24 protein-coding genes are annotated in these 23,248 nt (G+C 60.5%); 9 read left to right on the top strand and 15 right to left on the bottom strand.

Going from position 1 to position 23,248, the window contains the following annotated elements:
- Positions 1-152: 152 nt before the first annotated feature.
- The 5 genes from DOM58_RS03765 to DOM58_RS03745 form a co-directional block, all read right to left on the bottom strand.
- A complete protein-coding gene (locus tag DOM58_RS03765) occupies positions 153-1,403 on the bottom strand; it encodes a hypothetical protein (protein WP_245392138.1) in 1,251 nt (416 codons plus the stop codon).
- Positions 1,400-1,786 (bottom strand): DUF2069 domain-containing protein, encoded by a 387-nt coding sequence (locus DOM58_RS03760; protein ID WP_110691811.1) that lies wholly within the window; start codon positions 1,784-1,786, stop codon positions 1,400-1,402. Before DOM58_RS03760 ends, DOM58_RS03765 begins: the two co-directional genes overlap by 4 nt.
- Entirely contained in the window at positions 1,783-2,427 is a 645-nt protein-coding gene (gene wrbA / locus DOM58_RS03755; RefSeq protein WP_110691810.1) for an NAD(P)H:quinone oxidoreductase, read from the bottom strand. Before wrbA ends, DOM58_RS03760 begins: the two co-directional genes overlap by 4 nt.
- Positions 2,428-2,468: 41 nt before the next feature.
- The gene (locus DOM58_RS03750) at positions 2,469-2,843 is read right to left on the bottom strand and encodes an arsenate reductase family protein (RefSeq protein WP_245392137.1); all 375 of its coding nucleotides are present in this window, start codon (positions 2,841-2,843) and stop codon (positions 2,469-2,471) included.
- Between the two features lie 147 nt (positions 2,844-2,990).
- Complete coding sequence (locus DOM58_RS03745) at positions 2,991-3,449, bottom strand: gamma-glutamylcyclotransferase family protein (protein WP_110691808.1); 459 nt, start codon at positions 3,447-3,449, stop codon at positions 2,991-2,993.
- A 219-nt stretch (positions 3,450-3,668) separates the two neighbouring features.
- Here DOM58_RS03745 and smrA point away from each other — a divergent pair, with 219 nt between their 5' ends.
- Positions 3,669-4,268: a DNA endonuclease SmrA gene (gene smrA / locus DOM58_RS03740; protein ID WP_110691807.1), complete on the top strand. Its 600-nt coding sequence runs from the start codon at positions 3,669-3,671 to the stop codon at positions 4,266-4,268.
- An 88-nt stretch (positions 4,269-4,356) separates the two neighbouring features.
- On the opposite strand, the gene DOM58_RS03735 is transcribed toward smrA, so the two are convergent.
- The 3 genes from DOM58_RS03735 to metH form a co-directional block, all read right to left on the bottom strand.
- On the bottom strand, positions 4,357-4,902 hold the full coding sequence (locus DOM58_RS03735; protein WP_110691806.1) for a DUF934 domain-containing protein: 546 nt from the start codon (positions 4,900-4,902) through the stop codon (positions 4,357-4,359).
- Entirely contained in the window at positions 4,892-6,547 is a 1,656-nt protein-coding gene (locus DOM58_RS03730; protein WP_110691805.1) for a nitrite/sulfite reductase, read from the bottom strand. The genes DOM58_RS03735 and DOM58_RS03730 overlap by 11 nt, the downstream gene beginning before the upstream one ends.
- Before the next feature lie 117 nt (positions 6,548-6,664).
- On the bottom strand, positions 6,665-10,450 hold the full coding sequence (metH, locus tag DOM58_RS03725; RefSeq protein WP_110691804.1) for a methionine synthase: 3,786 nt from the start codon (positions 10,448-10,450) through the stop codon (positions 6,665-6,667).
- Positions 10,451-10,655: 205 nt separating this feature from the next.
- Here metH and nfuA point away from each other — a divergent pair, with 205 nt between their 5' ends.
- Together nfuA and DOM58_RS03715 are read left to right on the top strand one after the other, a co-directional pair.
- Positions 10,656-11,243, top strand: coding sequence for a Fe-S biogenesis protein NfuA (nfuA, locus tag DOM58_RS03720; RefSeq protein ID WP_188113769.1), 588 nt, complete (start codon positions 10,656-10,658; stop codon positions 11,241-11,243).
- A gap of 204 nt (positions 11,244-11,447) precedes the next feature.
- Positions 11,448-12,425, top strand: coding sequence for a TAXI family TRAP transporter solute-binding subunit (locus DOM58_RS03715; protein WP_223162125.1), 978 nt, complete (start codon positions 11,448-11,450; stop codon positions 12,423-12,425).
- A 42-nt stretch (positions 12,426-12,467) separates the two neighbouring features.
- Here the strand turns inward: DOM58_RS03715 and DOM58_RS03710 are convergent, their stop codons facing one another.
- The gene (locus DOM58_RS03710) at positions 12,468-13,439 is read right to left on the bottom strand and encodes a DNA-binding protein (RefSeq protein ID WP_075562296.1); all 972 of its coding nucleotides are present in this window, start codon (positions 13,437-13,439) and stop codon (positions 12,468-12,470) included.
- A gap of 174 nt (positions 13,440-13,613) precedes the next feature.
- On the opposite strand from DOM58_RS03710, the gene DOM58_RS03705 reads away from it, so the two are divergent.
- Positions 13,614-14,042: a SufE family protein gene (locus DOM58_RS03705; RefSeq protein WP_075562295.1), complete on the top strand. Its 429-nt coding sequence runs from the start codon at positions 13,614-13,616 to the stop codon at positions 14,040-14,042.
- A gap of 19 nt (positions 14,043-14,061) precedes the next feature.
- Here DOM58_RS03705 and yidD read toward each other — a convergent pair whose 3' ends face one another.
- From yidD to DOM58_RS03690, 3 genes are read right to left on the bottom strand one after another with little or no spacing between them, the layout of a single operon-like run.
- Positions 14,062-14,379: a membrane protein insertion efficiency factor YidD gene (gene yidD / locus DOM58_RS03700; protein ID WP_425353383.1), complete on the bottom strand. Its 318-nt coding sequence runs from the start codon at positions 14,377-14,379 to the stop codon at positions 14,062-14,064.
- 8 nt (positions 14,380-14,387) lie between these two features.
- Positions 14,388-14,831: a phosphoribosyl-AMP cyclohydrolase gene (hisI, locus tag DOM58_RS03695; RefSeq protein WP_110691802.1), complete on the bottom strand. Its 444-nt coding sequence runs from the start codon at positions 14,829-14,831 to the stop codon at positions 14,388-14,390.
- Between the two features lie 36 nt (positions 14,832-14,867).
- The gene (locus DOM58_RS03690) at positions 14,868-15,311 is read right to left on the bottom strand and encodes a transcriptional repressor (RefSeq protein ID WP_075562293.1); all 444 of its coding nucleotides are present in this window, start codon (positions 15,309-15,311) and stop codon (positions 14,868-14,870) included.
- 524 nt (positions 15,312-15,835) lie between these two features.
- On the opposite strand from DOM58_RS03690, the gene cyoA reads away from it, so the two are divergent.
- From cyoA to cyoE, 5 genes are read left to right on the top strand one after another with little or no spacing between them, the layout of a single operon-like run.
- Positions 15,836-16,828 (top strand): ubiquinol oxidase subunit II, encoded by a 993-nt coding sequence (cyoA, locus tag DOM58_RS03685; protein WP_342588580.1) that lies wholly within the window; start codon positions 15,836-15,838, stop codon positions 16,826-16,828.
- Between the two features lie 4 nt (positions 16,829-16,832).
- Positions 16,833-18,815 carry a cytochrome o ubiquinol oxidase subunit I gene (gene cyoB, locus DOM58_RS03680; protein ID WP_075562291.1) on the top strand — a complete coding sequence of 661 codons (1,983 nt, stop codon included), beginning with the start codon at positions 16,833-16,835 and terminating at the stop codon, positions 18,813-18,815.
- A gap of 2 nt (positions 18,816-18,817) precedes the next feature.
- Positions 18,818-19,435, top strand: a complete 618-nt coding sequence (gene cyoC, locus DOM58_RS03675; RefSeq protein WP_075562290.1) for a cytochrome o ubiquinol oxidase subunit III — start codon at positions 18,818-18,820, stop codon at positions 19,433-19,435.
- A 1-nt stretch (position 19,436) separates the two neighbouring features.
- Positions 19,437-19,769, top strand: a complete 333-nt coding sequence (cyoD, locus tag DOM58_RS03670; RefSeq protein ID WP_110691800.1) for a cytochrome o ubiquinol oxidase subunit IV — start codon at positions 19,437-19,439, stop codon at positions 19,767-19,769.
- Between the two features lie 7 nt (positions 19,770-19,776).
- Positions 19,777-20,670, top strand: a complete 894-nt coding sequence (gene cyoE, locus DOM58_RS03665; protein WP_075562288.1) for a heme o synthase — start codon at positions 19,777-19,779, stop codon at positions 20,668-20,670.
- A 103-nt stretch (positions 20,671-20,773) separates the two neighbouring features.
- On the opposite strand, the gene DOM58_RS03660 is transcribed toward cyoE, so the two are convergent.
- The 3 genes from DOM58_RS03660 to ectA all read right to left on the bottom strand — a co-directional run bounded on the left by DOM58_RS03660 (position 20,774) and on the right by ectA (position 23,217).
- On the bottom strand, positions 20,774-21,169 hold the full coding sequence (locus DOM58_RS03660; protein ID WP_075562287.1) for an ectoine synthase: 396 nt from the start codon (positions 21,167-21,169) through the stop codon (positions 20,774-20,776).
- Between the two features lie 77 nt (positions 21,170-21,246).
- Positions 21,247-22,512, bottom strand: coding sequence for a diaminobutyrate--2-oxoglutarate transaminase (ectB, locus tag DOM58_RS03655; RefSeq protein ID WP_075562286.1), 1,266 nt, complete (start codon positions 22,510-22,512; stop codon positions 21,247-21,249).
- A 120-nt stretch (positions 22,513-22,632) separates the two neighbouring features.
- Entirely contained in the window at positions 22,633-23,217 is a 585-nt protein-coding gene (ectA, locus tag DOM58_RS03650; protein ID WP_075562285.1) for a diaminobutyrate acetyltransferase, read from the bottom strand.
- Positions 23,218-23,248: the final 31 nt, after the last annotated feature.

Genomic DNA, 23,248 nt, shown 5'->3' with positions numbered 1-23,248 from the left:
TGTAGCCTGACCGAGCACGGTGATGATGCCCCCGGCTCTTAGTCATTAGGCTCATCCCCTGATTTTGGTCTCTGGTAGCGGTCTCTGGTAGCGGTCTTTGGCTCCGCTCATCACCTTGGCCCGGCGTATCGCTGCTCCGGGTCGACGTGGGATTAGCCAAGGGCCGCGTGAAGCGCCAGCACCAGCCCGCAACAGCACCAGCCGAGAATGGCATAGGGCAGATTCCAGCGCAGCATGTCGCGCACGGCAATCTGGTAGCGCACGCAGATGGCCAGGTTGCTGCCTGACAGTGGGCTGCTACCGGTTCCCAGCGCCCAGCACATCAGAAACAGCATGCCGAGCAGGGTGGGATCGGGATGCAGCGGGGCGATCAGCGGCGCCAGCGTCGCGATGCCGATCAGCGGATGAATGCCGGTAAAGGAGATCACCACGATCACGCCCAGCGCAAACCAAGCCTGCCAGTGGCCGAAATGATCGATCGGCAGATCGAGCCCGTCAGGCAGACTGGCCAACAGGGCGGCTAGCCCCGTCGAGATGACGCCGGCACCCAGAAACAGGGCGAACTGGGGTGCCAGTCGCTGTAGCCCATGGGTGAACTGATGGCGCATCCGGTCACGTCGATGATCGCGTGGCATCAGCAGAAACGAGAACACTGGCGCGACGATGGCGATGATCAGCGGAATGGAGAGATCGGGTCGCCACAGATGCAATGCGATGACTACGACGGCCAGTATACAAGGCATCAGCAGCGCACTTTTCCCGATCGGGTAGCCGACGAAAGGGGCGTTCAATCGCCGGATGTCGATCCAGTTGAGCGCGAGCAGCAGAGCCGCCGCCAACAGCCCCCACGGGAGCAGGCTCAGATAGTCGAGCCCCGGGGCGTAGGTCAGGGCGACGCCCATGGCGACGAAGAAAGGGGACCAGGCGGCTGCGGCGGTGAAACCACGCCCGACGATGAGCGCCTGCGAGCGGGTCAGCTTGCCGTCGCGCTGCATCCGCTCGCCAAACAGGAAGACCACCGACAGATTGATCGCGGCACCGAACAGATGTGCGCCAAGCATCGTGCCGAGCATGCTGCCCGAGCGCTGATCGTCGCTATCGGTCGGTGGTGTCGCCATGGTCAGAAAGCTGACCCCGGCAAACATCATCAGCAGTGACTGGTTGATGGTCAGGGCATGCAGCAGGGGATAGGGTGTGCCGCGTATCAGCGCCACCGCCCATAGCAGCAGGCCGGCGCCGAACAGGGTTCCGGCCTGGCGACGCGAGGTTCGTGGCAGCTTGCGGAACAGCCTAAGCGTGGCCAGCCAAGCCAGTATTGCCGCCGGCCAGATTGGCCAGCCCAACAGATTGCTGGCCACGCTGAGTACCAGCATGGCCAGAATCAGTACGCTGGATGGTCTCACGAGGTGGGACGATCGATCCGGCCGCGCAAGCGAACGTACCGATAGGCCATGATCGCCAGGCCGGCGGCGGCCAGAATCTCGGCGCCGACCAGCACCGAGCCTCCGCCCTTGGCAACGATCATGATCCCCTGAACGACGTAAAGCACGCCTAGCGCCGTCAGCCAGATATGGCCGCGACGCCGCTGCATCAGCAGCGTCGGCAGGAACAGTACCAGCGGCAGAATTCGAACCAGTATCGCGGCCGCCTGGGCGTGCTGCTGCACGTAGTGCCAGATGCCACTGACCACCAGCAGGGCCAGCAACGCGGCATAGGCGATCCATACCCCCCGGCGAGCGGCGTTCAGGGCGGTGGCGTCAGCGGTCGGGGACGATGACAAAGTCATGAACGCGCATCCCGCATCGACTTGAGCGCCAGCGAGAGTTCGGCCAGGCGGCGCCCCTGAGCCATGGCCAGCGCGCGCTCATCGGCATCGACTTCACGGTCCGCATTGGGTCCCGCCAGATGACTGGTGCCGTAGGGCGTTCCGCCGCTCTGAGTGCTCAGCAGGGCAGTTTCGCTATAGGGTACACCGGCGTAGACCATGCCGTGATGCAGCAGCGGAATGAGCATGGTCAACAGGGTGCTTTCCTGGCCGCCATGCAGGCTGGCCGTCGATGTGAAAGCGGTAGCCGGCCGGTCGACCAGTACACCGTTCATCCACAGGCCACTGGTGGTATCGAGAAAATACTTGAGCGGTGCCGCCATGTTGCCGAATCGCGTCGGGCTGCCCAGTGCGAGGCCCGCACAGTGGCGTAGATCGTCTTCGTCGACGTAAATGGCGCCTTCGTCTGGCACTTCCGGGGCGCTCGCTTCGCAGACCGGAGAAACCGGTGGGACGGTACGGAGTCGTGCCTCGATGCCCGAGACGCTTTCGATGCCTGCAGCCAGCTGCTCCGCCAGGGTTTTCGTCGCGCCTTGACGTGAATAGTAGAGAACGAGAACGTAAGGGACGGCAGAGCCGCGGTTGGCGGTACGATCAGTCATGAAATTCCCTCGGGCGCACGGGTGGTGTCGGTACTGAAACGTTAGATCAGCTGGAGAACGGCCTGGGGTGGGCGACCGACTACGGCATACTCGCCGTCGTCGGCGATCGGCCGCTGCATCAGGCGCGGATGCTCGACGATGGCATCGATGATTTGCGCGCGTGTGGGCTCGTCGATGCCCCGCATCTGCCACTCCGTCTCTTCACGGCGAAGTATCTGATCGACATCGTCGCCCAGACGCCGTGCCAACCCCTCCAGCTCTTCGCGGGAAAGCGGATCGTTCAGATAGCGGCGTTCGATGACTTCGACGCCGCGGGACTCCAGCAGGGCAAGCGCTTCGCGGGACTTCGAGCAACGCGAATTGTGGTACAGCGTCAGCGTAGGCATCGGTGAGGCATAACCTTGTTCTGTCAGCACGAGATCTATTCGCGCGGGCTTGTCAGCACGGCATCTGTCGTCACGGCATCTATCAGCGCGGGCCATTTCAACAAGGGCCATCTTAATCCCGGCCATGCTAGCGCGACGTTATCGGACCCGCATTGTAGCGGTTATGGCGACACAGCCTCAATCACGGCTGCGCCGCGGCGGCGCGGCCTGTTCCGGGATGCGCCGATAGACCCAGGCGATGGTGCCGTCTTCGAGCTTGACGCTCTCCCGGGTATAGCGAATTCCCAGTCGTTCGTAACGATCCAAGGCTTCCAGGGCATCGGGACTGACCGTCAGCACTTCCCCCGGCACCTCGGCGTCCGCCTGCGGCAGAATGTCGAGATCCTGCCGGCGGTATCCCTTCAACGTGGCATCGCGCGTGTCAGCCGGCGTTCCCATGATGACCCAGCGCAACCAGTCATAGCGCAGAGTGCCGTAGACGAAAACGTCCTGCTCCGGCACCCGGTCGTCGATGACCGCGGTTTCCGCGGGCTGGTAGCCGTAGGGGCTCATGAAGGTATACCAGAAATATCCGCCGCCAATGGCGATCGCCGTGATCAGCAGGACGAAAAACCCGATGAGAAGACGTCTTGTCATGAAAGACCCTGATCTAGGTGGAGAAGCTGGGTAGGCGTGTCGAAAGACGTTTCGAGAGACGATTCAAGAGACGTTTCAAGAAGCACTGCTGCCAGCATACACAATGTGCAGACGGCGCAGCGCTGGAGAAGAAACGACACGCCGTTGATCGAGCTCCCGAACCCCGTGCTAGCATTTGAAGTCGAAGCACCAATGAGGTATCGACGGAGGAAAGCCATCATGAGTCACGCGACCAACGACCACCAGGCGTTCCGTGATGCTTTGGGTAACGATGTGCAGCCTCTTAGAAAAGGGCGCGACAAGGCCGCGCTCGCCCGGGCTCAAGCGTCGCCGTCGGAGGCCCAGCTGGCGCGTCGTGCCAGTGCGCAGCAGGCCGGTGACGACCAGCGAGACTTCCTGTCCGACGAGTTCGTCGACCTTTTAGGCGCTCACGATCCGATCGAGTTCCGCCGCGACGGCATCCAGATTGGGGTGCTCGAAAGGCTGCGTCACGGTGGCTATGCCGCCGAAGCACGTCTGCATCTTCTGCGCATGCCGGTGATCGAATGCCGTCGTGCGGTGTTTGGCTTCCTCCGCGACACCTATGAGCACGATCTGCGCAGCGTTCTCATCGTGCACGGACGTTCGCGGGATGACGATGGCCGGTCCAACGTGGTGCGTTCCTATCTCAACCACTGGTTGAAACAGTTGGAACAGGTTCAGGCGTTCAGTTCGGCGCCGGCCCATCAGGGCGGTCTGGGCGCAACCTTCGTGATGCTGCGCAAGTCCGAACGGGCGCGGGCCAACAATCGTGAGCGCCAACAGAAACGCCGTGGTTGAAGCAGTGAGCAGGACCGATTCGGCTAAAACGCAATGACCCCGGCCCTGGCCGGGGTCATTGGGAGATACGGGTAAGACCTTCGCTGCTCTATCGTTCTTTCAGGCGTCGAGCAAAGAGCGGTTCGCTCAGATCCACGGCCGGCTGATAGCTGACGGTGAAAGCCTTGAGCGCCTTCAGGGCCGGTTCGAGTTCCTGGTCCTCACGCAGTGCCAGCGCATCGAAGCCGCAGCGGCTCATGTAATAGAGCTGATCGATCAGTACGTCGCCGATGGCGCGCACTTCGCCGGCGTATCCGAAACGTTCCCGCAGCAGTCGCGCCAGCGTATAGCCTCGGCCATCGGTAAAGGCGGGGAAGTCGATCGCGATCAGGGCCGTCCGTTCCAGCTCGGCGACCAGTTCCGGTGTCAACTCGGTGTCGCTTGACAGCCACGGGGCCAGGTCGTCCTGATTCGCATGCTGCTGCCACAAGGCGAGCGGCACGATAGCGGGACGTCTCTCGGGCAGGCTTTCCGCGTCGCGGGAGAGCACCCAGGTATCGGTGACCGGTTTGCCGAGCTTGATCAGCGCACTCGTGGCAGTGACGGCTTCCTGGGCGTGTTGATGGACTTCTTGAAGCTCCTGTTCAGGCTGCATAGACACGCTCCTTGAAAGCCTGATGGCCGACACGGCGGTAGGTATCGAGGAAGCGCTCTTCATCCAGACGCTTCTCGACGTAGACCTGTAGTACCTTGTCGATGACGTCGGGAACGTCTTCACGGTAGAAGGAAGGGCCCAGGATCTTGCCCAGCGAGACATCGTCGTCGGCGTTGCCGCCCAGCGATATCTGGTAGTACTCCTCGCCTTTCTTGTCGACACCGAGAATGCCGATGTTGCCGACATGGTGATGACCGCAGGCGTTCATGCAGCCGGAGATATTGAGATCGATCGGGCCCAGGTCGTAGAGAAAATCGAGATCCTCGAAGCGCTCCTGAATCGCCTGGGCGATGGGGATCGACACCGCGTTGGCCAGCGAGCAGAAATCCCCGCCTGGGCAGCAGATGATGTCGTTCAACGTGCCCACGGTGGGGTTAGCCATGCCCAGCGCGTCCAACTGCTGCCATAGCGCTTCGATCTCGTCGACGGGGACGTCCGACAGCACCAGATTCTGCTCGTGAGTGACGCGCAGTTCACCGAAACCGAAGGTTTCCGCGAGATCCGCCACGGCATCCATCTGATCGGCGGTAATATCGCCCGGCGCCGCTTCGCGTCGTTTCAACGACAGGGTGACCGCCTTGTAGCCCGGTACCTTGTGATCCATGACGTTGTTGGTCACGAAGCGGGCGAAGGCGCGGTTGTCATGCCGCAGCTGATCGAACGCGACGATCGCGGACTCGGCCACCGGACGACGCGCCGGCTCGGGGAAGTGGGTCTTGGCTTCATCCACCGCGCCGTCGTTCAACGTCTGCGGGCCATCCTTGAGATGGGCCCATTCGGCCTCGACGCGGCGGGCGAATTCTTCGACGCCCAGCGCCTTGACCAGGATCTTGATTCGCGCCTTGAACTTGTTGTCGCGACGACCGAACTGGTTATAGACGCGAACGATGGCTTCGAGATAGGTCAACAGATGCTGCCAGGGCAGGTCGGCACGGACCACCTCGCCGATCATCGGCGTACGCCCCATGCCGCCGCCAGCGAGCACGCGGAAGCGCAGCTCGCCGGCGTCGTTCAGGAACAGTCGCAGGCCGATGTCGTGGACGTGAATCGCGGCGCGGTCATGGGTGGCGCCGGTGACTGCAATCTTGAACTTGCGCGGCAGATAGGCGAATTCAGGGTGCAGCGTGGACCATTGACGAATCAGCTCGCACCAGGGGCGTGGATCGACCACTTCATCCTTGGCGATACCCGCGAACTGGTCGCTGGTGGTGTTGCGAATGCAATTGCCGCTGGTCTGGATCGCGTGCATCTGAACCTTGGCCAGATCCGCCAGGATATCGGGGACGTCTTCCTGCGCCGGCCAGTTGAGCTGCAGATTCTGGCGGGTGGTGAAGTGGCCGTAGCCGCGATCGTAGCGGCGAGTGATCGTCGCCAACGCATGGAGCTGATGGCTGCTCAACATGCCGTAAGGGATAGCGATCCGCAGCATCGGCGCATGGCGCTGAATGTACAGGCCATTCTGCAAACGAACCGGACGAAACTCCTCTTCACCGAGCTTGCCGGCGAGATAGCGGTCCATCTGGTCACGGAACTGCGCAACGCGCTCGTCAACGAGCGTCTGGTCATAGGAATCGTAGCGATACATCGGGCCTGATCCTGCTAGTCATGGATTGCCAATGAGTGCACCTTACCGCGGGCGCTTTATTCTACAAAAGAATAAATACTCATAATTTGTTGCTTTATCGTTATTACGGACTGGTCGTCACGACGCCAGCGCAGAGCTCGAATCCCGTTCGTTGTCACCGGCCTGGGAAGCATCCGGATCGTAGGAGAGCACGGGCGATAGCCACCGCTCCAGCTCTGCCAGCGGCATCGACTTGCGATGCGCCAGTTTCTCGACCTGATCACGACCGATCTTGCCGGTGGAAAAATATTTCGATTCCGGATGGGCGAAGTACCAGCCCGAAACCGCCGCCGCCGGCCACATGGCAAAACTTTCGGTCAGCGTGATGCCGGTGTTTTCGGTGGCGGCAAGGAGACGGAACAGGGTGGCCTTTTCGGTGTGATCCGGGCATGCCGGATAGCCGGGCGCAGGGCGGATACCCTGATATTTCTCGGCGATCAGGGCGTCATTGTCCAGTGTTTCCTCCGGCACGTAGCCCCAGAACTCCTTGCGCACGCGCGCGTGCAGCCGCTCGGCAAACGCTTCCGCCAGACGGTCCGACAGCGCCTGCACCAGAATCGCGTTGTAGTCGTCGCCGGCCGCTTCGTAACGCTTGGCCAGTTCGTCGGCGCCGTGGCCGGAGGTCACCGCGAATCCGCCGATCCAGTCGAGCTTGTCGCTGGGTTCTCCGTTCTCTCGATAGCGCGGTGCGATGAAGTCGGCCAGGCTGTGGCAGATGCCGTCGCGGCCCTTGGTGCTCTGCTGGCGAATGTGATGAAGGCGCTCGATCACGGTCTCGCGGCTCTCGTCGGCATAGACCTCGATCACGTCGTCGTCGACGCTGTTGGCAGGCCACAGACCGATCACGCCACGGGCCTGGATGTGACGCTCGTCGATCAGCTTGCGCAGCATGACCTGGGCATCGCGGAACAGGTTGCGAGCGGCTTCGCCGACCACCTCGTCTTCGAGAATTCGGGGATACTTGCCCGACAGCTGCCAGGTCATGAAGAACGGCGTCCAGTCGATGACTTCGACCAGTTCCTCGAGGTCGTAGTCGTCGAACACCGTGAGCCCGGGCTGGATCGGCTTGACCGGCTCGAAGTGCTCCCAGTCGATCTTGAAGCGTCGCTCTCTGGCAGCGGCGTAACCGATGTCCGAGGCCTTGGGACGACGCTTGGCGTTGCGCTCGCGGACCTGATCGTATTCGTGTTGGATATCGGCAAAGTAGCCCGGCTTCTGCGCCGGCGAGAGCAGGCGGCTGGCAACGCCCACGGCGCGAGAGGCGTCGCTGACGTAGATTACCGGCTCGTCATACTGCGGCGCGATCTTGACTGCCGTGTGGGCTTTCGAGGTGGTGGCGCCGCCGATCAGCAGCGGCAGCTGGAAACCCTGGCGCTTCATCTCCTTGGCGATGTGGACCATCTCGTCGAGCGACGGCGTGATCAGACCGGATAGGCCGATGATGTCGGCGTTCTCCTCGCGGGCAGTCTTGAGGATCTTCTCGGCGGGCACCATCACCCCGAGATCGACCACGTCGTAGTTGTTGCACTGCAGTACCACGCCGACGATGTTCTTGCCGATGTCATGAACGTCACCCTTGACGGTCGCCATGATGATCTTGCCCTTGGACTGCACCTCGCCGGACTTTTCCGCTTCGATGTAGGGAATCAGATAGGCAACTGCCTGCTTCATGACCCGCGCCGATTTGACCACCTGGGGCAGGAACATCTTGCCGGCGCCGAACAGGTCGCCGACCACGTTCATGCCATCCATCAGCGGGCCTTCGATCACCTCGATCGGGCGTTCGGCCGCGGCTCTGGCTTCTTCCGCGTCCGCCTCGATGTAAGCGGTGATGCCCTTGACCAGGGCGTGTTCGATCCGCTTGTTGACTTTCCAGCTGCGCCATTCCAGGTCTTCTTTCCTGGCGGTGCCTCCGCCGTCGCCTCGATACTGTTCGGCGACCTCCAGCAGTCGTTCGGTGCCATCGTCACGGCGATTGAGCACCACGTCCTCGACGGCTTCGCGCAGCTTGCTCGGCAGATCATCGTAGACGGCCAGCTGGCCGGCGTTGACGATGCCCATCGACATGCCGGCCTTGATGGCGTGGTAGAGGAACACCGAGTGGATCGCTTCGCGCACGGCGTTGTTGCCACGAAACGAGAACGACACGTTGGAAACGCCGCCGGAGATCATCGCGTGGGGCAAATTCTCGTGAATCCACTGCGTCGCCTCGATGAAATCGACGGCGTAGTTGTTGTGTTCCTCGATCCCGGTGGCGATGGCGAAGATATTGGGATCGAAGATGATGTCTTCGGCGGGGAAACCGATATCGTCGACCAGCAGCCGATAGGCGCGCTGGCAGATTTCGGTCTTGCGCTCGAAGGTATCGGCCTGACCCTGCTCGTCGAACGCCATCACCACGATGGCGGCACCGTGACGTCGGCACTCGTTGGCCTGATGGCGAAACGACGCTTCGCCTTCCTTCAGCGAGATCGAGTTGACGATCGCCTTGCCCTGGATGCACTTGAGGCCGGCCTCGATGATCGACCATTTCGAGGAGTCGACCATGATCGGTACGCGGGCGATATCGGGTTCGCCGGCGATCAGGTTGAGGAAGCGCACCATCGCTTCCTCGGACTCCAGCATGCCTTCATCCATGTTGATGTCGATCACCTGGGCGCCGTTCTCGACCTGTTCCAGCGCCACTTCCAGGGCGGTAGTGTAGTCCTCTTCCTGAATCAGGCGCTTGAAGCGCGCCGAGCCGGTCACGTTGGTGCGCTCGCCGACATTGACGAACAGCGAGTCCGCTTCGATGTTGAACGGCTCGAGACCGGAGAGTCGGCAGGCGGCGGGGCGCTCGGGGATGGCTCGCGGCGCCACGCCCTCGACAGCGCGCTTGACGGCTGCAATGTGCTCCGGCGTGGTACCGCAGCAGCCACCGATGACGTTGATCAGGCCGCTCTGGGCGAATTCACCCACGATCGCCGCCATCTCTTCCGCGGTCTGGTCGTATTCACCGAATTCGTTGGGCAAGCCCGCATTGGGGTGGGCGGACACGAAAGTGTCGGCCTTGGCGGCAAGTTCCTGCAGGTAGGGTCTGAGTTCTTCGGCACCCAGCGCACAGTTGAGGCCCACCGAGAGCGGCTGGGCGTGACGCACGGCGTTCCAGAATGCTTCGGTGGTCTGGCCGGACAGCGTGCGTCCGGAGGCGTCGGTGATGGTGCCGGAGATCATCACCGGCAAGCGCTCGCCGCGTGACTCGAACAGCGCCTCAAGGGCGTAGATGGCCGCCTTGGCGTTGAGCGTGTCGAAGATCGTCTCGATCAGGATCAGATCGGCGCCGCCGTCGATCAGCGCCGTGGCGGCCTCGATATAGTTGTCGCGCAGTTGGTCGAACGTGACGTTGCGGCGGGCGGGGTCGTTGACGTCCGGCGACAGCGACGCGGTGCGCGAGGTCGGGCCCAATACGCCGGCGACATAGCGCGGCACGCCGGTCTCCTCGGCGACAGCGTCGCAGACCTCGCGCGCCAGCCGTGCCGCCTCACGGTTGAGCTCGACGGTCAGCGACTCCATGCCGTAGTCGGACTGGGAGAGCCGGGTGCTGTTGAAGGTGTTGGTTTCGACGATGTCGGCACCGGCCTCGAGATAGGCGCGATGGATCGATTCGACGATATCCGGTCGCGTCAGCGTCAACAGGTCGTTGTTGCCCTTGAGCTCACTGGGCCAGTCGGCGAAGCGCTGACCGCGGAAGTCCGCTTCCTCGAGGCGATGATCCTGCAGCATCGTCCCCATGCCGCCATCGAGAATCACGATGCGCTCGCCCAGCGTCTTGGTCAGCGTCTGACTAGACGAATCCGGCGAAGAAGCGGGGATAATGGCAGTCATGGCGACGACTCTCCAGCAGCAGGGGAACGGATCGCGTCCCGTCCGAGACGCCGAGGGGCCGCATGGTATCAGAAAGGCACGGGTGGCGGGACTCGGGCGATAGACCGCGGCCGGCATCAATAAGCCTGACTAAATCACTCGGGATTGTTTTGATGCCCGCTTTTTCCTACCATAATGGTACATCTCAAGCAGAGTTCGCAGTCCCATGAGCCAACCGATTCAGATCACCGAAAGCGGCCAGGAATATCTGGCCGATCTACTGGCCAAGCAGGGTGTCGACGATATCGCCGTGCGGGTCTTCATCACCCAGCCCGGTACGCCGTACGCCGAGACCTGTCTTGCCTATTGCCGTCCGGGAGAAGAAGAGCCGACCGACGAACGACTCGAGCTGGAAAGATTCAGCGTCTATCTCGACAAGAACAGCGTGCCGTTCCTGGAAGAGGCCGTTGTCGATTTCAACCCGGATCGCATGGGCGGCCAGCTGACCATCAAGGCGCCTAACGCCAAGATGCCGAAGGTCAATGCCGACAGCCCGCTGGAAGACCAGGTCAACTACATCCTCTACAGCGAGATCAATCCGGGGTTGGCGTCGCATGGCGGCGAGATCAGGCTGATCCAGCTGACCGAGGAGCAGATTGCCGTGCTGCAGTTCGGCGGTGGTTGCCAGGGCTGTGCGGCCGTCGATCTGACGCTGAAGGAAGGGGTCGAGAAGACATTGATGGAACGGATTCCCGAGCTGGCCGGCATTCGCGACGTGACCGATCACACCGACACTACCAACGCGTACTATTGAGCAACCAACGCGTGCCTCTGATCAGCCGCCGCGTCCGCTCGACCATCTCACGCGCCACGGGCGCGACTGCTTACCGGTCGCGTCATGGCCTCGCCAGTCATGTGTCAGTCTCGCGGCTGCATTCAGCTTTGGCTGCCGCGGCCGATACGCTGAATTAGCGCCGGGCGTTCCAGCTCGGCAGGGTATCGTTGCGGAGAGATGCGGATGCGTTCGACGACAACAGGGCGGGCGGGCCGTTATTTCGTGGCATGCCTGTTGATGTGCTGGGGAAGTGCTAGCTGGGCTGGCGCGCCGATCGTGATCGGCACCGGCGACGCTTCCGGCGTCTATCTGACCGTCGGCCAAGCCATCTGTCATCTCTATCAGCAGTCCACCGGTTCGGACTGTGAGGCACTGTCGACCGGGGGCTCGCTCTACAACGCCAACGGCGTACGGACCCGTGACTTCGATTTCGGCATTGTCCAGTCGGACATCCAGTACGCCGCGCTGCAGGGCACCGCAGAGTTCTACGACAGCGGCCCCAGCCCCGAGCTGAGAGCGCTTTTCTCATTGCACGCAGAGGCTTTCACGGTCGTCGCCACGTCGCCCGGGATCCGCCGGTTCGATGACCTGATGGGCAAGCGAGTCAACGTCGGCAACCCCGGGTCCGGCCATCGTGCCACGCTGGATGCTTTGCTGAAGGTCAAGGGTGAGACGGAAAGCGTCTTTACACTGGCTAGCGAGCTGAAGCCGGAAGACATGACCCGGGTGATGTGCAGCGGCAAGCTGGATGCGTTTTTCTACGTCGTCGGTCATCCCTCGAGAGCGATCGACAACGCGACGCGACGTTGCGGCGCACATCTGGTCCAGGTATCGGGGTCGGACGTCGCCAGACTGATTGCCGAAACGCCTTACTACAGCGTTACCGTGATCCCCGGCGGTACCTACGCCAATACGCCGGACGACACGACCACTTTCGGCGTCAGGGCGACGCTGATGACGCGGGCGGATGTGAGTGAAGAGAGCGTCTATCAGCTGGTCAAGAGCGTGTTCGAGCACCTGGATGGCTTTCGTCGCTCGCACCCTTCATTGGCAAGATTGACGCCGAGAGGCATGATCGACAATGGCTTGACCGCGCCCCTTCACCCGGGAGCGCGACGCTATTACGAGGAAGCGGGGCTGTTGCCACCCGACACTCACTGACCGACGACCACTGGCCGACGCCGTCTGGAAAAGGGCCTCGCCTCAACTCGCCGTGGGCGGCAGAGCGGCGCGAGACAGTCGATCGTGGAGTTCTCGGTTGGCCGCGCGTAGGTTCTTGAGCTCGCTCTCGAGGCGCTGGCGCTCCTGCTGGATGGATTTGACCCGATCGTCGCTGACGCGTTTTTCGCTCTCGGCCTGCTCCATGTGCACCTTGTCGGCGCGCAGGGATTCCTGCAGCTGCCCATACTGGCGGCGCTGTTCGGAGAGGTCGTGCTGCAAGCGTTCGCAGCGCTGATCGAGTGACGCCAGACGTTGCTCGTACTGTTTTTCCTGCTTCAGGCGCTCCTGCCGTGCATCCTCCAGCAAGCCCATGAGGCGAGCCTCGGCGGACTCATGACGCTTTTCTTCCTGGGCGAGCTTGGCCTGGTTGGCCTGATGCTGCTTGGCGATCGCGTCACGATGCTGCTTTTCCGCCTGTTCCAGGCTGGACTGGTGGCGCTGGCAGGTCTGCTCGAGCTGAAGAATCCGCTTTTGCTGCTGACTTTGGGTAGAGTGCAACGACTGCAGCTCGGCCTGGAGATGGGCAGCTTCGGTGGTCTTGCTCTCGAGGCGTTCCTGAACGCGCAGCATATGGTCATTGAGCGCCTGTAGCCGCTGCTCGGCGTTTTCACTCTGGCGTTGAGCCTGCTGGCCGATTTCGTCGGCTTCACGGATCTGGTCGTCCGCCTCCTGCCGATAGATCGCCAGTTTTTCGTAGGCCGCCTGCTGTGCCTTGTCCCAGATATCCGCCACCCAGGTGTCGAGACCTTCGGGACGCTCGAGGTTGCGCGGAATGGACTGCACCGAGCCGCCGCTCTGGCGGAGACGCCATTCTCGAAGGTGATCGCTGATCGTGGTGTAGCTGCCCGTACCGAGAAGCTCACGGATTTTCTGGACGCTGACCGTTTCGCCACGCTGCTGCAGCGTGTCGATGGCGCGGCAGACGTCGTCGTAACGAATACCATTACGTGCCATGTCGATTTCCCTTGCGTTGCTGATGATGCCGGAGCTTCTGATGGCTCCTGAGAGATAGCATAGGCGATTTACGTAAACTGTATACGTAAAAAGACTATGTAATGGGAGAGGGCGCATCTCTGGGGATTCGATCGTCAAAGCCCTATAATGACGACATTCATCACAGGAGGCGCTATGAGTATCCGCGAGGCCCAGGCCGAATTGCAGGACGAGTTTTCGATGTTCGACAACTGGATGGATCGGTACCAGTACATCATCGATATGGGCCGCCAACTCCCGGAATACCCGGAGGGAGACAAGATCGTGGCTTACAAGATTGAAGGCTGCCAATCCAATGTCTGGCTACGATCCACGCAAGAGGCGGGGCGGCTGCACTTCCGGGCGACTTCCGATGCCGCCATCGTCAGCGGTCTGATCGCCATTCTGATGCGACTCTACGATGATCGTGAGCCGCAGGAAATTCTCGACGGCGAGCCCGAATTTCTCACCGAGCTGGGACTCGACAAGCATCTGTCCCCAACCCGCAGCAATGGCTTGCATGCCATGATCGAGCGAATCTATGCCATCGCGCGTGAAGCGCGAACCGAACAGAAACTTCACTGATCGCGATCGTGGCCAACCCTCATTGGCGCCGATCGGGTGCGTCATGATCGTCGCCAGCGTTGTCCGCGTCGTCATCAATGCCGTTGTCGGACTGGCAATGACAGCCGCCGGGTTCGGGAACGGGATCGACACCGCCGGCATGAAACGGGTGGCATTTCGACAGCCGGCGAATCGCCAGCCAGCCACCACGCCATGGCCCATGTAGACGGATGGCTTCCAGCGCATAACTGGAGCAGGTGGGCCAGAAGCGACAGCGCGGGCCGAGCAGGGGGCTGATTCCGTAGCGGTAGACCTGGATCAGCGCGGTTAGCAGCCAGGTGGCGAGCTTGGCGATCACGGCGGGCCTCAGCGCTTCCCGGCGTAGAGCTGATCGGGGGAAATCAGCGGCTCCCGGTCGATCTCGGCAACGGTAGGTGTCAGCCTGAGATAAAAGCAGCTGCGGCGACCGGTATGGCAGGCCGGTCCGGACTGATCGACCTTGAGCAATACGGTGTCGCCGTCGCAGTCGAACCGCGCCTCGATCAACTGTTGCTGCTGACCCGAGGTTTCCCCTTTGCGCCAGAAGGCCTGCCGCGAACGGGACCAGTAGCACACTCGTCCCGTACTCAGCGTTTCCTCCAAGGCCGCACGGTTCATCCAGGCCATCATCAACACTTCGCCGCTATCATGCTGCTGTGCAATGGCGGGAATCAGGCCGTCATCGTTCCACTTAGCGGCCGACAGCAAGTCATCCGTCGCTACCTGAGCGCCAGATGTCGAGCGTTCGAGATCGTGAAAAAGTCCGGGCATGAGGTTTTCCGTTAGGCGTGTTCGATCGCCGCGCGATCAGGCTTTCTCGAGACAGGCATCACAGGCACCCAGCAGCTCGATGGTCTGACGCTGGATCGTGAATCCGCGTTCGCGGGCCGTGCGGGATAGCATTTCTCCCACGGCTTCCTGATGCAGCTCTTCGACGCGGCCGCAGTGACGACAGATCAGCAGCTGAAATCGATGCACATGCTCGGGGCATGGACAGGCGATATAGGCGTTGAGCGATTCGATGCGATGAACCAGGCCTTGCTCGATCAAAAAATCCAGGGCGCGGTAGACCGTCGGCGGTCTGGCCGCGGCATGTTCGTCCGAAAGGCGATCGAGCAGATCGTAGGCTTTGAGGCCGCCGGGCGTTCCGGAGATCATTTCCAGCACGCGTCGGCGAATCGGCGTGAATCGAACGCCGCGTTCCTGACACTGTTGGTCTGCCTGCTTGAGGAGTACATCCGAATCGTGCATCGATATTCCCGGGCAAGTATCGAGAGCGGCATATTCTACGCGCTAGCGTCGACGGGAGCCACCGAACGCCGCCAGGGTTTGAGCGAGTGAACGAGAGAGGCGTAACAAGTTGGTGGAGTATCCCGAGCAGATTCACGCCCAACATAATGTATTTAACATAATATATATTATGCGAAGTAAGGCCTGGCACCTGGGAGCAGCACCGGACACGTCCGCTCCAGGATTTTCAGCAACCGGTTTCTCACCGTCGAGGATTCGTGCATCTACGCGCGGCCGGAATCCGTACATCTCTCATGCGTACATCACCACGGAGTTGCGCTACGCTTAAGCTGAAATGACGGCGATCAGACCGCGACGGTCTGCGACATATCGCCACATTGATGATGAGTTTGGCGTCATCGTCTGATGATAAGCCAATTTTTCGGTACACTACCGACCGCGAAATCCCTACTTCGTTGGCGACGTCCGATGCTCGGTGCGCCACTGCGCGTCTTGTCAGAGTTGTCAGCCCTGGCTAGCAGCGTATGATGCAGGCCGCTAACCGATTGTTGCAGGGCCGAAAAGCTTTCCTCCACTGGGGTCGTGAGATGAGAAAAAGGAACTCCCTCAAGTATTTGAGTGTGATGACGTGGTTAACCGCGCCATTGTTGTTGAGTGGTTGTGGATCCGCCTTGATGGACCCGACCGGCCAGGTCGGCCAGGGTCTTAAATCGCTGATCATTACGGCCTTTGGCTTGATGTTGATCGTGGTCATTCCGGTCATCGTGATGACCATTCTGTTTGCGTGGAAATATCGCGGGACCAACCTTGCGGCCAAGTACACGCCGAACTGGGAACATTCGAACATCATCGAGATATTCGTGTGGGCCATTCCGTGCGTCATCATCTTTTTCCTTGCCATCCTGACATGGCAGACGTCGCACTCTTACGACCCGCACAAGCCGATCGCCAGTGAAGACGAAACCATGACCATCGATGCGATTTCGCTCGACTGGAAATGGCTGTTCATCTATCCCGACGAAGGCATCGCGACGGTCAATGAGCTGACCATTCCGGTAGATACGCCGATTCATTTCCGCGTGACCTCGGGCACCGTCATGAATTCGTTCATGGTTCCCACCCTGGGCAGCCAGATCTATGCCATGGCCGGAATGGACAACGACGTGTATCTGGAAGGCAATGAAACAGGCTCCTTCCGTGGTCGTTCGACGCATTACAGCGGTGAAGGTTTCTCCGAAATGCTGTTCGACACCAATGTGGCGACGGAATCGGACTACCAGGCGTGGGTCGACAAGGTCAAACAGTCTCCCAAGAGCATGATGTTCCCGGAGAACTATGACCAGATCGCCAAGCCCTCGATTGCCAATCCAGTAGAATACTTTTCGCAGGTCTCGCCGGATTTCTACGGCGATCTGATCAAAAGTTACAAAGCGGGTCATGGGGGTACGGACAACCATGGCGAGCACAACGAAGCACGGGAGTCTTCAATGCCCATGAGTGCGCAGGCAGCGGAGTAACGTCATGTTTGGAAAACTCAGTTTAGATTCGATTCCCTTCCATGAGCCGATCATCATGGTCACCGCGGCGGCCATCGGCATCATTGGTGCGCTGGTCGTCGGTTTGATTACCTACTACGGCAAGTGGGGCTATCTCTGGACCGATTGGGTGACGTCCATCGATCACAAGAAGATCGGTGTAATGTATTTTCTCGTTGCCCTGGTCATGCTCGTCCGCGGTTTCGCCGACGCGATCATGATGCGGACTCAGCAGGCTCTGGCCGCTGGTGGCGCCGAAGGATACTTGCCGCCCCACCACTTCGATCAGATCTTCACCGCTCACGGTGTCATCATGATCTTCTTCGTCGCCATGCCCATGGTCATCGGTCTGATGAACCTGGTCGTGCCGCTGCAGATCGGCGCCCGTGACGTGGCCTTCCCGTTCATGAACAACCTGAGTTTCTGGCTGTTCGCGGTGGGCATGATTCTGGTGAACATGTCGCTGGTCATCGGTGAGTTCGCCAAGACCGGCTGGCTGGCCTATGCGCCATTATCGGAATTGCAATACAGTCCGGATGTCGGCGTCGATTACTGGATATGGGCATTGCAGCTCTCGGGTATCGGGACCACGCTGACGGGGATCAACTTCTTCGTCACCATCCTGAAAATGCGCACCAAGGGCATGTCCCTGTTCCGCATGCCGATCTTCACCTGGACCGCGCTCTGCACCAACGTGCTGATCATTCTGTCGTTCCCGATCCTGACCGTGACCATCGCCCTGCTGACTCTGGATCGCTATCTGGGCATGCACTTCTTCACCAATGATATGGGCGGCAGCCAGATGATGTACGTCAACCTCATCTGGGCCTGGGGCCACCCGGAAGTCTATATCTTGATCTTGCCAGCGTTTGGTGTCTTCTCCGAGGTCATCGCGACCTTTACCAAGAAGCGTCTGTTCGGCTACAAGACCATGGTCTGGGCCACGGCGGCGATCACCGTATTGTCGTTCATCGTATGGCTGCACCACTTCTTCACCATGGGTGCGGGAGCCAACGTCAATGCCTTCTTCGGCATCATGACGATGATCATCGCGATTCCGACCGGGGTGAAGATATTCAACTGGCTGTTCACCATGTATCGCGGGCGCATCCAGTTCACGACCCCGGTACTCTGGACGATCGGTTTCATCATCACCTTTACTCTGGGCGGTATGACCGGTGTCATGCTGGCTGTACCGGGTGCCAACTTCGTGCTGCACAACAGTCTGTTCGTCATCGCTCACTTCCATAACGTCATCATCGGCGGCGTGGTGTTCGGGATGATGGCCGGCTTCACGTACTGGTTCCCGAAAGCCTTCGGCTTCACGCTGAGTGAAAAATGGGGCAAGCGCTCCTTCTGGTGCTGGCTGATCGGCTTCTACGTCGCGTTCATGCCGCTGTATGCGCTGAGCTTCTTCGGTGCTATGCGCCGGATGCAGTCCTATGAACAGACCGAGTGGCAGCCGCTGATGATCGTGGCCTGGTTTGGCGCGGTGATCATCGCCTGCGGCATTGCCTGCATCGTGATCCAGCTCGTCGTCAGTATTCGCGATCGCGAGAAGAACCGTGATCTGACCGGCGATCCGTGGGATGGGCGTACGCTGGAGTGGTCCACCTCCTCTCCGCCCCCGAACTACAACTTCGCTTACCTGCCCGATGTCGCGTCCATCGACAGCTACTGGGAGATGAAGCAGCAGCCGGGTGGCTTTAAGCGCGAGCTGGCGACCAAGTTCGAGGACATTCACATGCCCAAGAACACGGCCGAAGGTCCGATCATGTCGCTGTTCGCCCTGTTCTTCGGTTTCGCGTTGATCTGGCACATCTGGTGGCTGGTAGGCGTTGGCGCCATTGGCATGTTCGTGACGTTCATGTTCCGTATCTTCAATAACGATACCGACTACCACGTCAGCGCTGCCGAGGTCGAAAGGACCGAGCGTGAATACCACAAACGGTTGGAGATGCAGGCTTAATCATGGCAACCGACACAATCAAGCAACATGACGCTCATGCCCACGACGGGCATGAGCACCACGACGCAGGCGCAATGAAGGTCTTCGGGTTCTGGATCTACCTGATGAGCGACCTGGTGATTTTCGGCTCGCTGTTCGCGACCTTCGGCGTGCTGGCCACGGCGACCGCCGGCGGCCCGACCTCCCAGGAGATCTTCGAACTGCCCTTCGTGCTGGTCGAGACCTTCCTGCTGTTGATCAGTAGTTTCACCTTCGGCCTGGCGGTACTGGCGCAGAATGCGGGTGACCGCGGCGCGGTTCTGAAATGGCTGGCAGTGACGTTTCTGCTGGGCGCCGGCTTCATCTCGATGGAAATCTACGAATTCCATCATCTGATCGCCGAAGGTGCCGGTCCGGACCGCAGCGCGTTCCTGTCAGCATTCTTTACCCTGGTCGGGACGCACGGCCTGCACGTGACATTCGGTCTGATCTGGATCGCGATCATGTTCTTCCAGATCTCCAAGCGCGGACTCGACAGCGTGACCATGCCGCGGATGCTGTGCCTCAGTCTCTTCTGGCACTTCCTGGACATCGTCTGGATCTGCGTCTTCTCCTTCGTCTACCTGATAGGAGCCATGTGACATGAGCGATATTCACACCTCGCACGACGGCGCCAGTCACGGCAGCTACAAGTCCTACATCATCGGGCTCGTGCTTTCGATCGTGTTGACGCTGATTTCATTCGGCGTCGTCATGACCGGCAGCTTCGGCATCCCGGCAATGATGATCACGGTCGTCGTTACCGCCATCATTCAGGTGCTCGTGCAGCTGATTCTCTTCATGCACTTGAATACCAAGTCCGAAGGCGGCTGGAACGTGATTTCCTTCATCTTTACTATCGGTATCCTGACGCTGATCGTTGGCGGTTCTCTGTGGATCATGCACAACATCCACATCAACATGATGCTGGGCTAACCTGCAAATGGCCTTGAAGCCCTATTTGGCGCTGACCAAGCCCGGCATCATCTTCGGCAATCTCGTGACAGTCATCGGCGGCTATTTTCTGGCCGCCGGTGGCCGTTTCGATCTGTGGTTGTTCCTGGCAACGGTACTCGGCACGTCGTTGGTCGTCGCGTCCGGCTGCGTTTTCAATAACGTGATCGACCGCGATATCGATGGCCACATGGCACGTACCCAGTCTCGTGCCATGGTGACCGGCGAGATTTCGATTCCGATCGCCCTGCTGCTGGGCTGTCTGATGGGCGTTGTCGGCTTCGGTCTGCTGGCGTGGATGACCACGCCCATGGCCACAGGATTCGCGGCATTCGGTTTCGCCATCTATGTCGGTGCCTACAGCCTCTATCTCAAACGGAATTCGGTCTACAGCACGCTGATCGGCAGTCTGTCCGGGGCATCGCCGCCGGTCATCGGCTACTGTGCGGTAACGGGGACGTTCGATCTGGGTGCCCTGCTGTTGCTGATCATCTTCAGCATGTGGCAGATGCCCCACTCCTACGCCATCGCCATTTTCCGGTTCGACGACTACGCCTCGGCATCGATACCGGTGCTTCCGGTGAAATGCGGCATCGCCGTCGCGAAGCGACATATCGTGATCTACACGGTGCTGTTCGTGATCGCCTCGGTCATGCTGTCGGTCGCCGGCTATACGGGATGGGCTTACGCCATCGTTGCCGTTGCCGTCGGCGGTTACTGGCTCAGTATTACGCTCAGAGGCTTCCGGACCACCAATAACGAAGCCTGGGCCCGCAAGGTCTTCGGCATCTCGATCATGGTGGTGACGGCGTTGAGCGTGATGATGTCCGTGGACAGCCGTCTACCGATGGCAGAGCCGCTGGTGTCGCTAGCGTTGGGTTGAACGACGCCTCGAAACGAAAAAAGACCGCCGTTGGCGGTCTTTTTTTTGCCAGCGTCATAGGCTGGTAGCGCCCCGTTGACGCTGGCACTTCACACGGGTCGAATCAGTCGTCCGCCGGCGCGTAGGAGCCGTCTTCACGATGGATTTCGCGACCGGTCAATGCCGGGCTGAAGACGCAGGCGACGGTCATGCCCTTCTCCTTGCCGCGCAGCCAATGCTCGTCGTGCTGGTCCAGAAGGTACATGTCGCCTGCCTTGATGGTATGAATCTTGCCATCGGCGATGGTTTCCACTTCCCCTTCACCCTCGTAGCAGAATACCGCTTCGATGTGATTCTTGTAGTGAATGTGGGTTTCTGTGCCCGGATGAATTCGGGTGATGTTGAACGAAAAGCCACAGTTATCCTCGGCCAGCATCAAGCGGGTGCTGTCCCAGTTGCCGTTCTCGGCTTCCACGAAACGGTCGGTTTTCATGCACTCTTGAAGATTACGTACGATCATCGATCATAACTCCTGGTAAGTGATGCAGGGAATGAAAAGCAGCCCCTGAGGGCCGCTTTTCCGGGTCAGTGTCGCGTTTAAGCTAGAGCTTCCCGAGTGCTGCGCTCCAGAATGTCCAGACCTTCGAGCAGGTCTTCATCGCTGATCACCAGCGGGCAGAGGCACTTGATGACCTGACCGCCCTGACCGGCAGTTTCGATGATCAAGCCGTTCTCGAAGGCCTTGGCGGTAATCTTGTCCGCCACCTCGCCGTCGCGAACGTCGATGCCACGCATCAGCCCGCGGCCGCGCTCGCTTGCCGGATAGCCCATCTCGGTCAGCGAAGCGGCAATTCTGGCAAAGCGCTCCTGGACGATGCGGCCCTTGCGCTGCACCTCGAGCTCGAACTGGTCGTCGCTCCAGAAATGCTTGAGCGCGGCAGTAGCCGTCACGAAGGCCATGTTGAAGCCGCGGAAGGTGCCGTTGTATTGGCCCGGCTTCCATTTGTCCAGCTCGGGGCGCATCAGCACGTGGGCGAACGGCAGGCCATAGGCGGACAGCGATTTCGAGTTGGTCACGATGTCGGGCACGATATTGGCGTGCTCGAAGCTGAAGAACTTACCGGTACGACCGCAGCCCGCCTGAATGTCATCGACGATCAGCAGGATGTCGTGCGCGCGGCAGATGCCTTCGAGCCGCTTGAGCCAATCCAGCCCGGCGGGGTTGATACCGCCCTCGCCCTGCACCGTCTCGACGATCACACCGGCCGGCACATCGAGACCGCCGGATTTGTCGCCCAGCAGCTTCTCGAAATAGTCGAGCGTGTCGACGCCTTCGCCGAGGTAGCCGTCGAACGGCAGGAAGCTGGCCCCCTGGGTGGGAATGCCCCCGGTGGCTTCGCGGAACTTGCGGTTACCGGTCGTCGCCAGCGCGCCCATGGTCACGCCATGGAAACCGTTGGTGAAAGTGACGATGTTGTGGCGTCCCTTGGCGACCCGGGCCAGGCGAATGGCCGCTTCGGTGGCGTTGGTGCCGGTCGGGCCGGGCAGATGAACCTTGTAGTCCAGTCCACGCGGCTTGAAGATCAATTCTTCCAGCGCCTCGAGATAGTCGCGCTTGGCCGTCGACCACATGTCCAGGCCATGAACGATGCCATTGGAGGTAATGTACTCGACCAGCGCTTCCTGCAGCTTGGGATGGTTGTGGCCGTAGTTGAGCGTGCCGGCGCCGGCGAGAAAGTCGATGTATTCGCGGCCGTCCTCGTCGGTCAGCCGGGCACCCTGGGCCTTGCCGAAGACGACCGGAAACGAGCGGGAATAGGTCCGGACTTCTGATTCCATGCGTTCGAAAATCTGGGTCTGCATACAACCTCCTCAGTGGATGGATATCGATAGTGGAGTGATTGACTTGGGACAGTCGCAGTGAATGCGTAAACGATCAGGCGGAAAAGCCGAGCGAGAAAACGGCGCGCGGCGTTAGATCCGTCAGCCCTGGATGCGCTGCGGATCGAACGGGCCGATGCGGACGAGATTCTCCGGATCGTGTTCGCCCCCCAGCTGATCGGTAGAGAAATATTCGCGACTGATGAGCGGCGCCTGCCACCGATCGGCCAACCGACGAAACAGCCCCCACGAGGCCTGGTTGTCAGGTGTGATGGTGGTTTCCAGGTGATTCAATCCCGACAGCTCCGATCGCGTCAGCACGGCTTCTACCAGACGACGTGCCAGGCCGGTACCGCGAGCCTTTTCTCCCACGGCCACCTGCCATAGAAAGTAGATGTCGGGAGCTGCAGCCTTGACGTAACCCGAGACGAAGCCGACGATTTCGCCGTCTTCGGTGGTCGCGACAGCGCAACTGTCGCGGAACTGCGTTGCCAGTAGCAGATAGGCGTAGCCGGAATTGACATCGAGCGGTGGGCACGCCTTGACCAGCTCGTAGATACCCCAGCCATCTTCCGTGGTGGGCTTGCGGATGAAGAGAGGCATGTCAGGCTTGCCGACGACGGCATCGGCCACGGTAGGCCTTGCCAGATCTGCCGAGGGCGTAAATGCCGGGTTGGGGTTGGTCATCGTCATCGTCGCTATGGCGAATTTGGGATTC

It is taken from the genome of Salinicola halophyticus (assembly GCF_003206695.1).
In the GTDB taxonomy this organism is placed as follows: domain Bacteria; phylum Pseudomonadota; class Gammaproteobacteria; order Pseudomonadales; family Halomonadaceae; genus Salinicola; species Salinicola halophyticus.
Note: the sequence above shows the minus strand (reverse complement) of the source record. Positions and strands in the feature narration are given on the sequence as shown.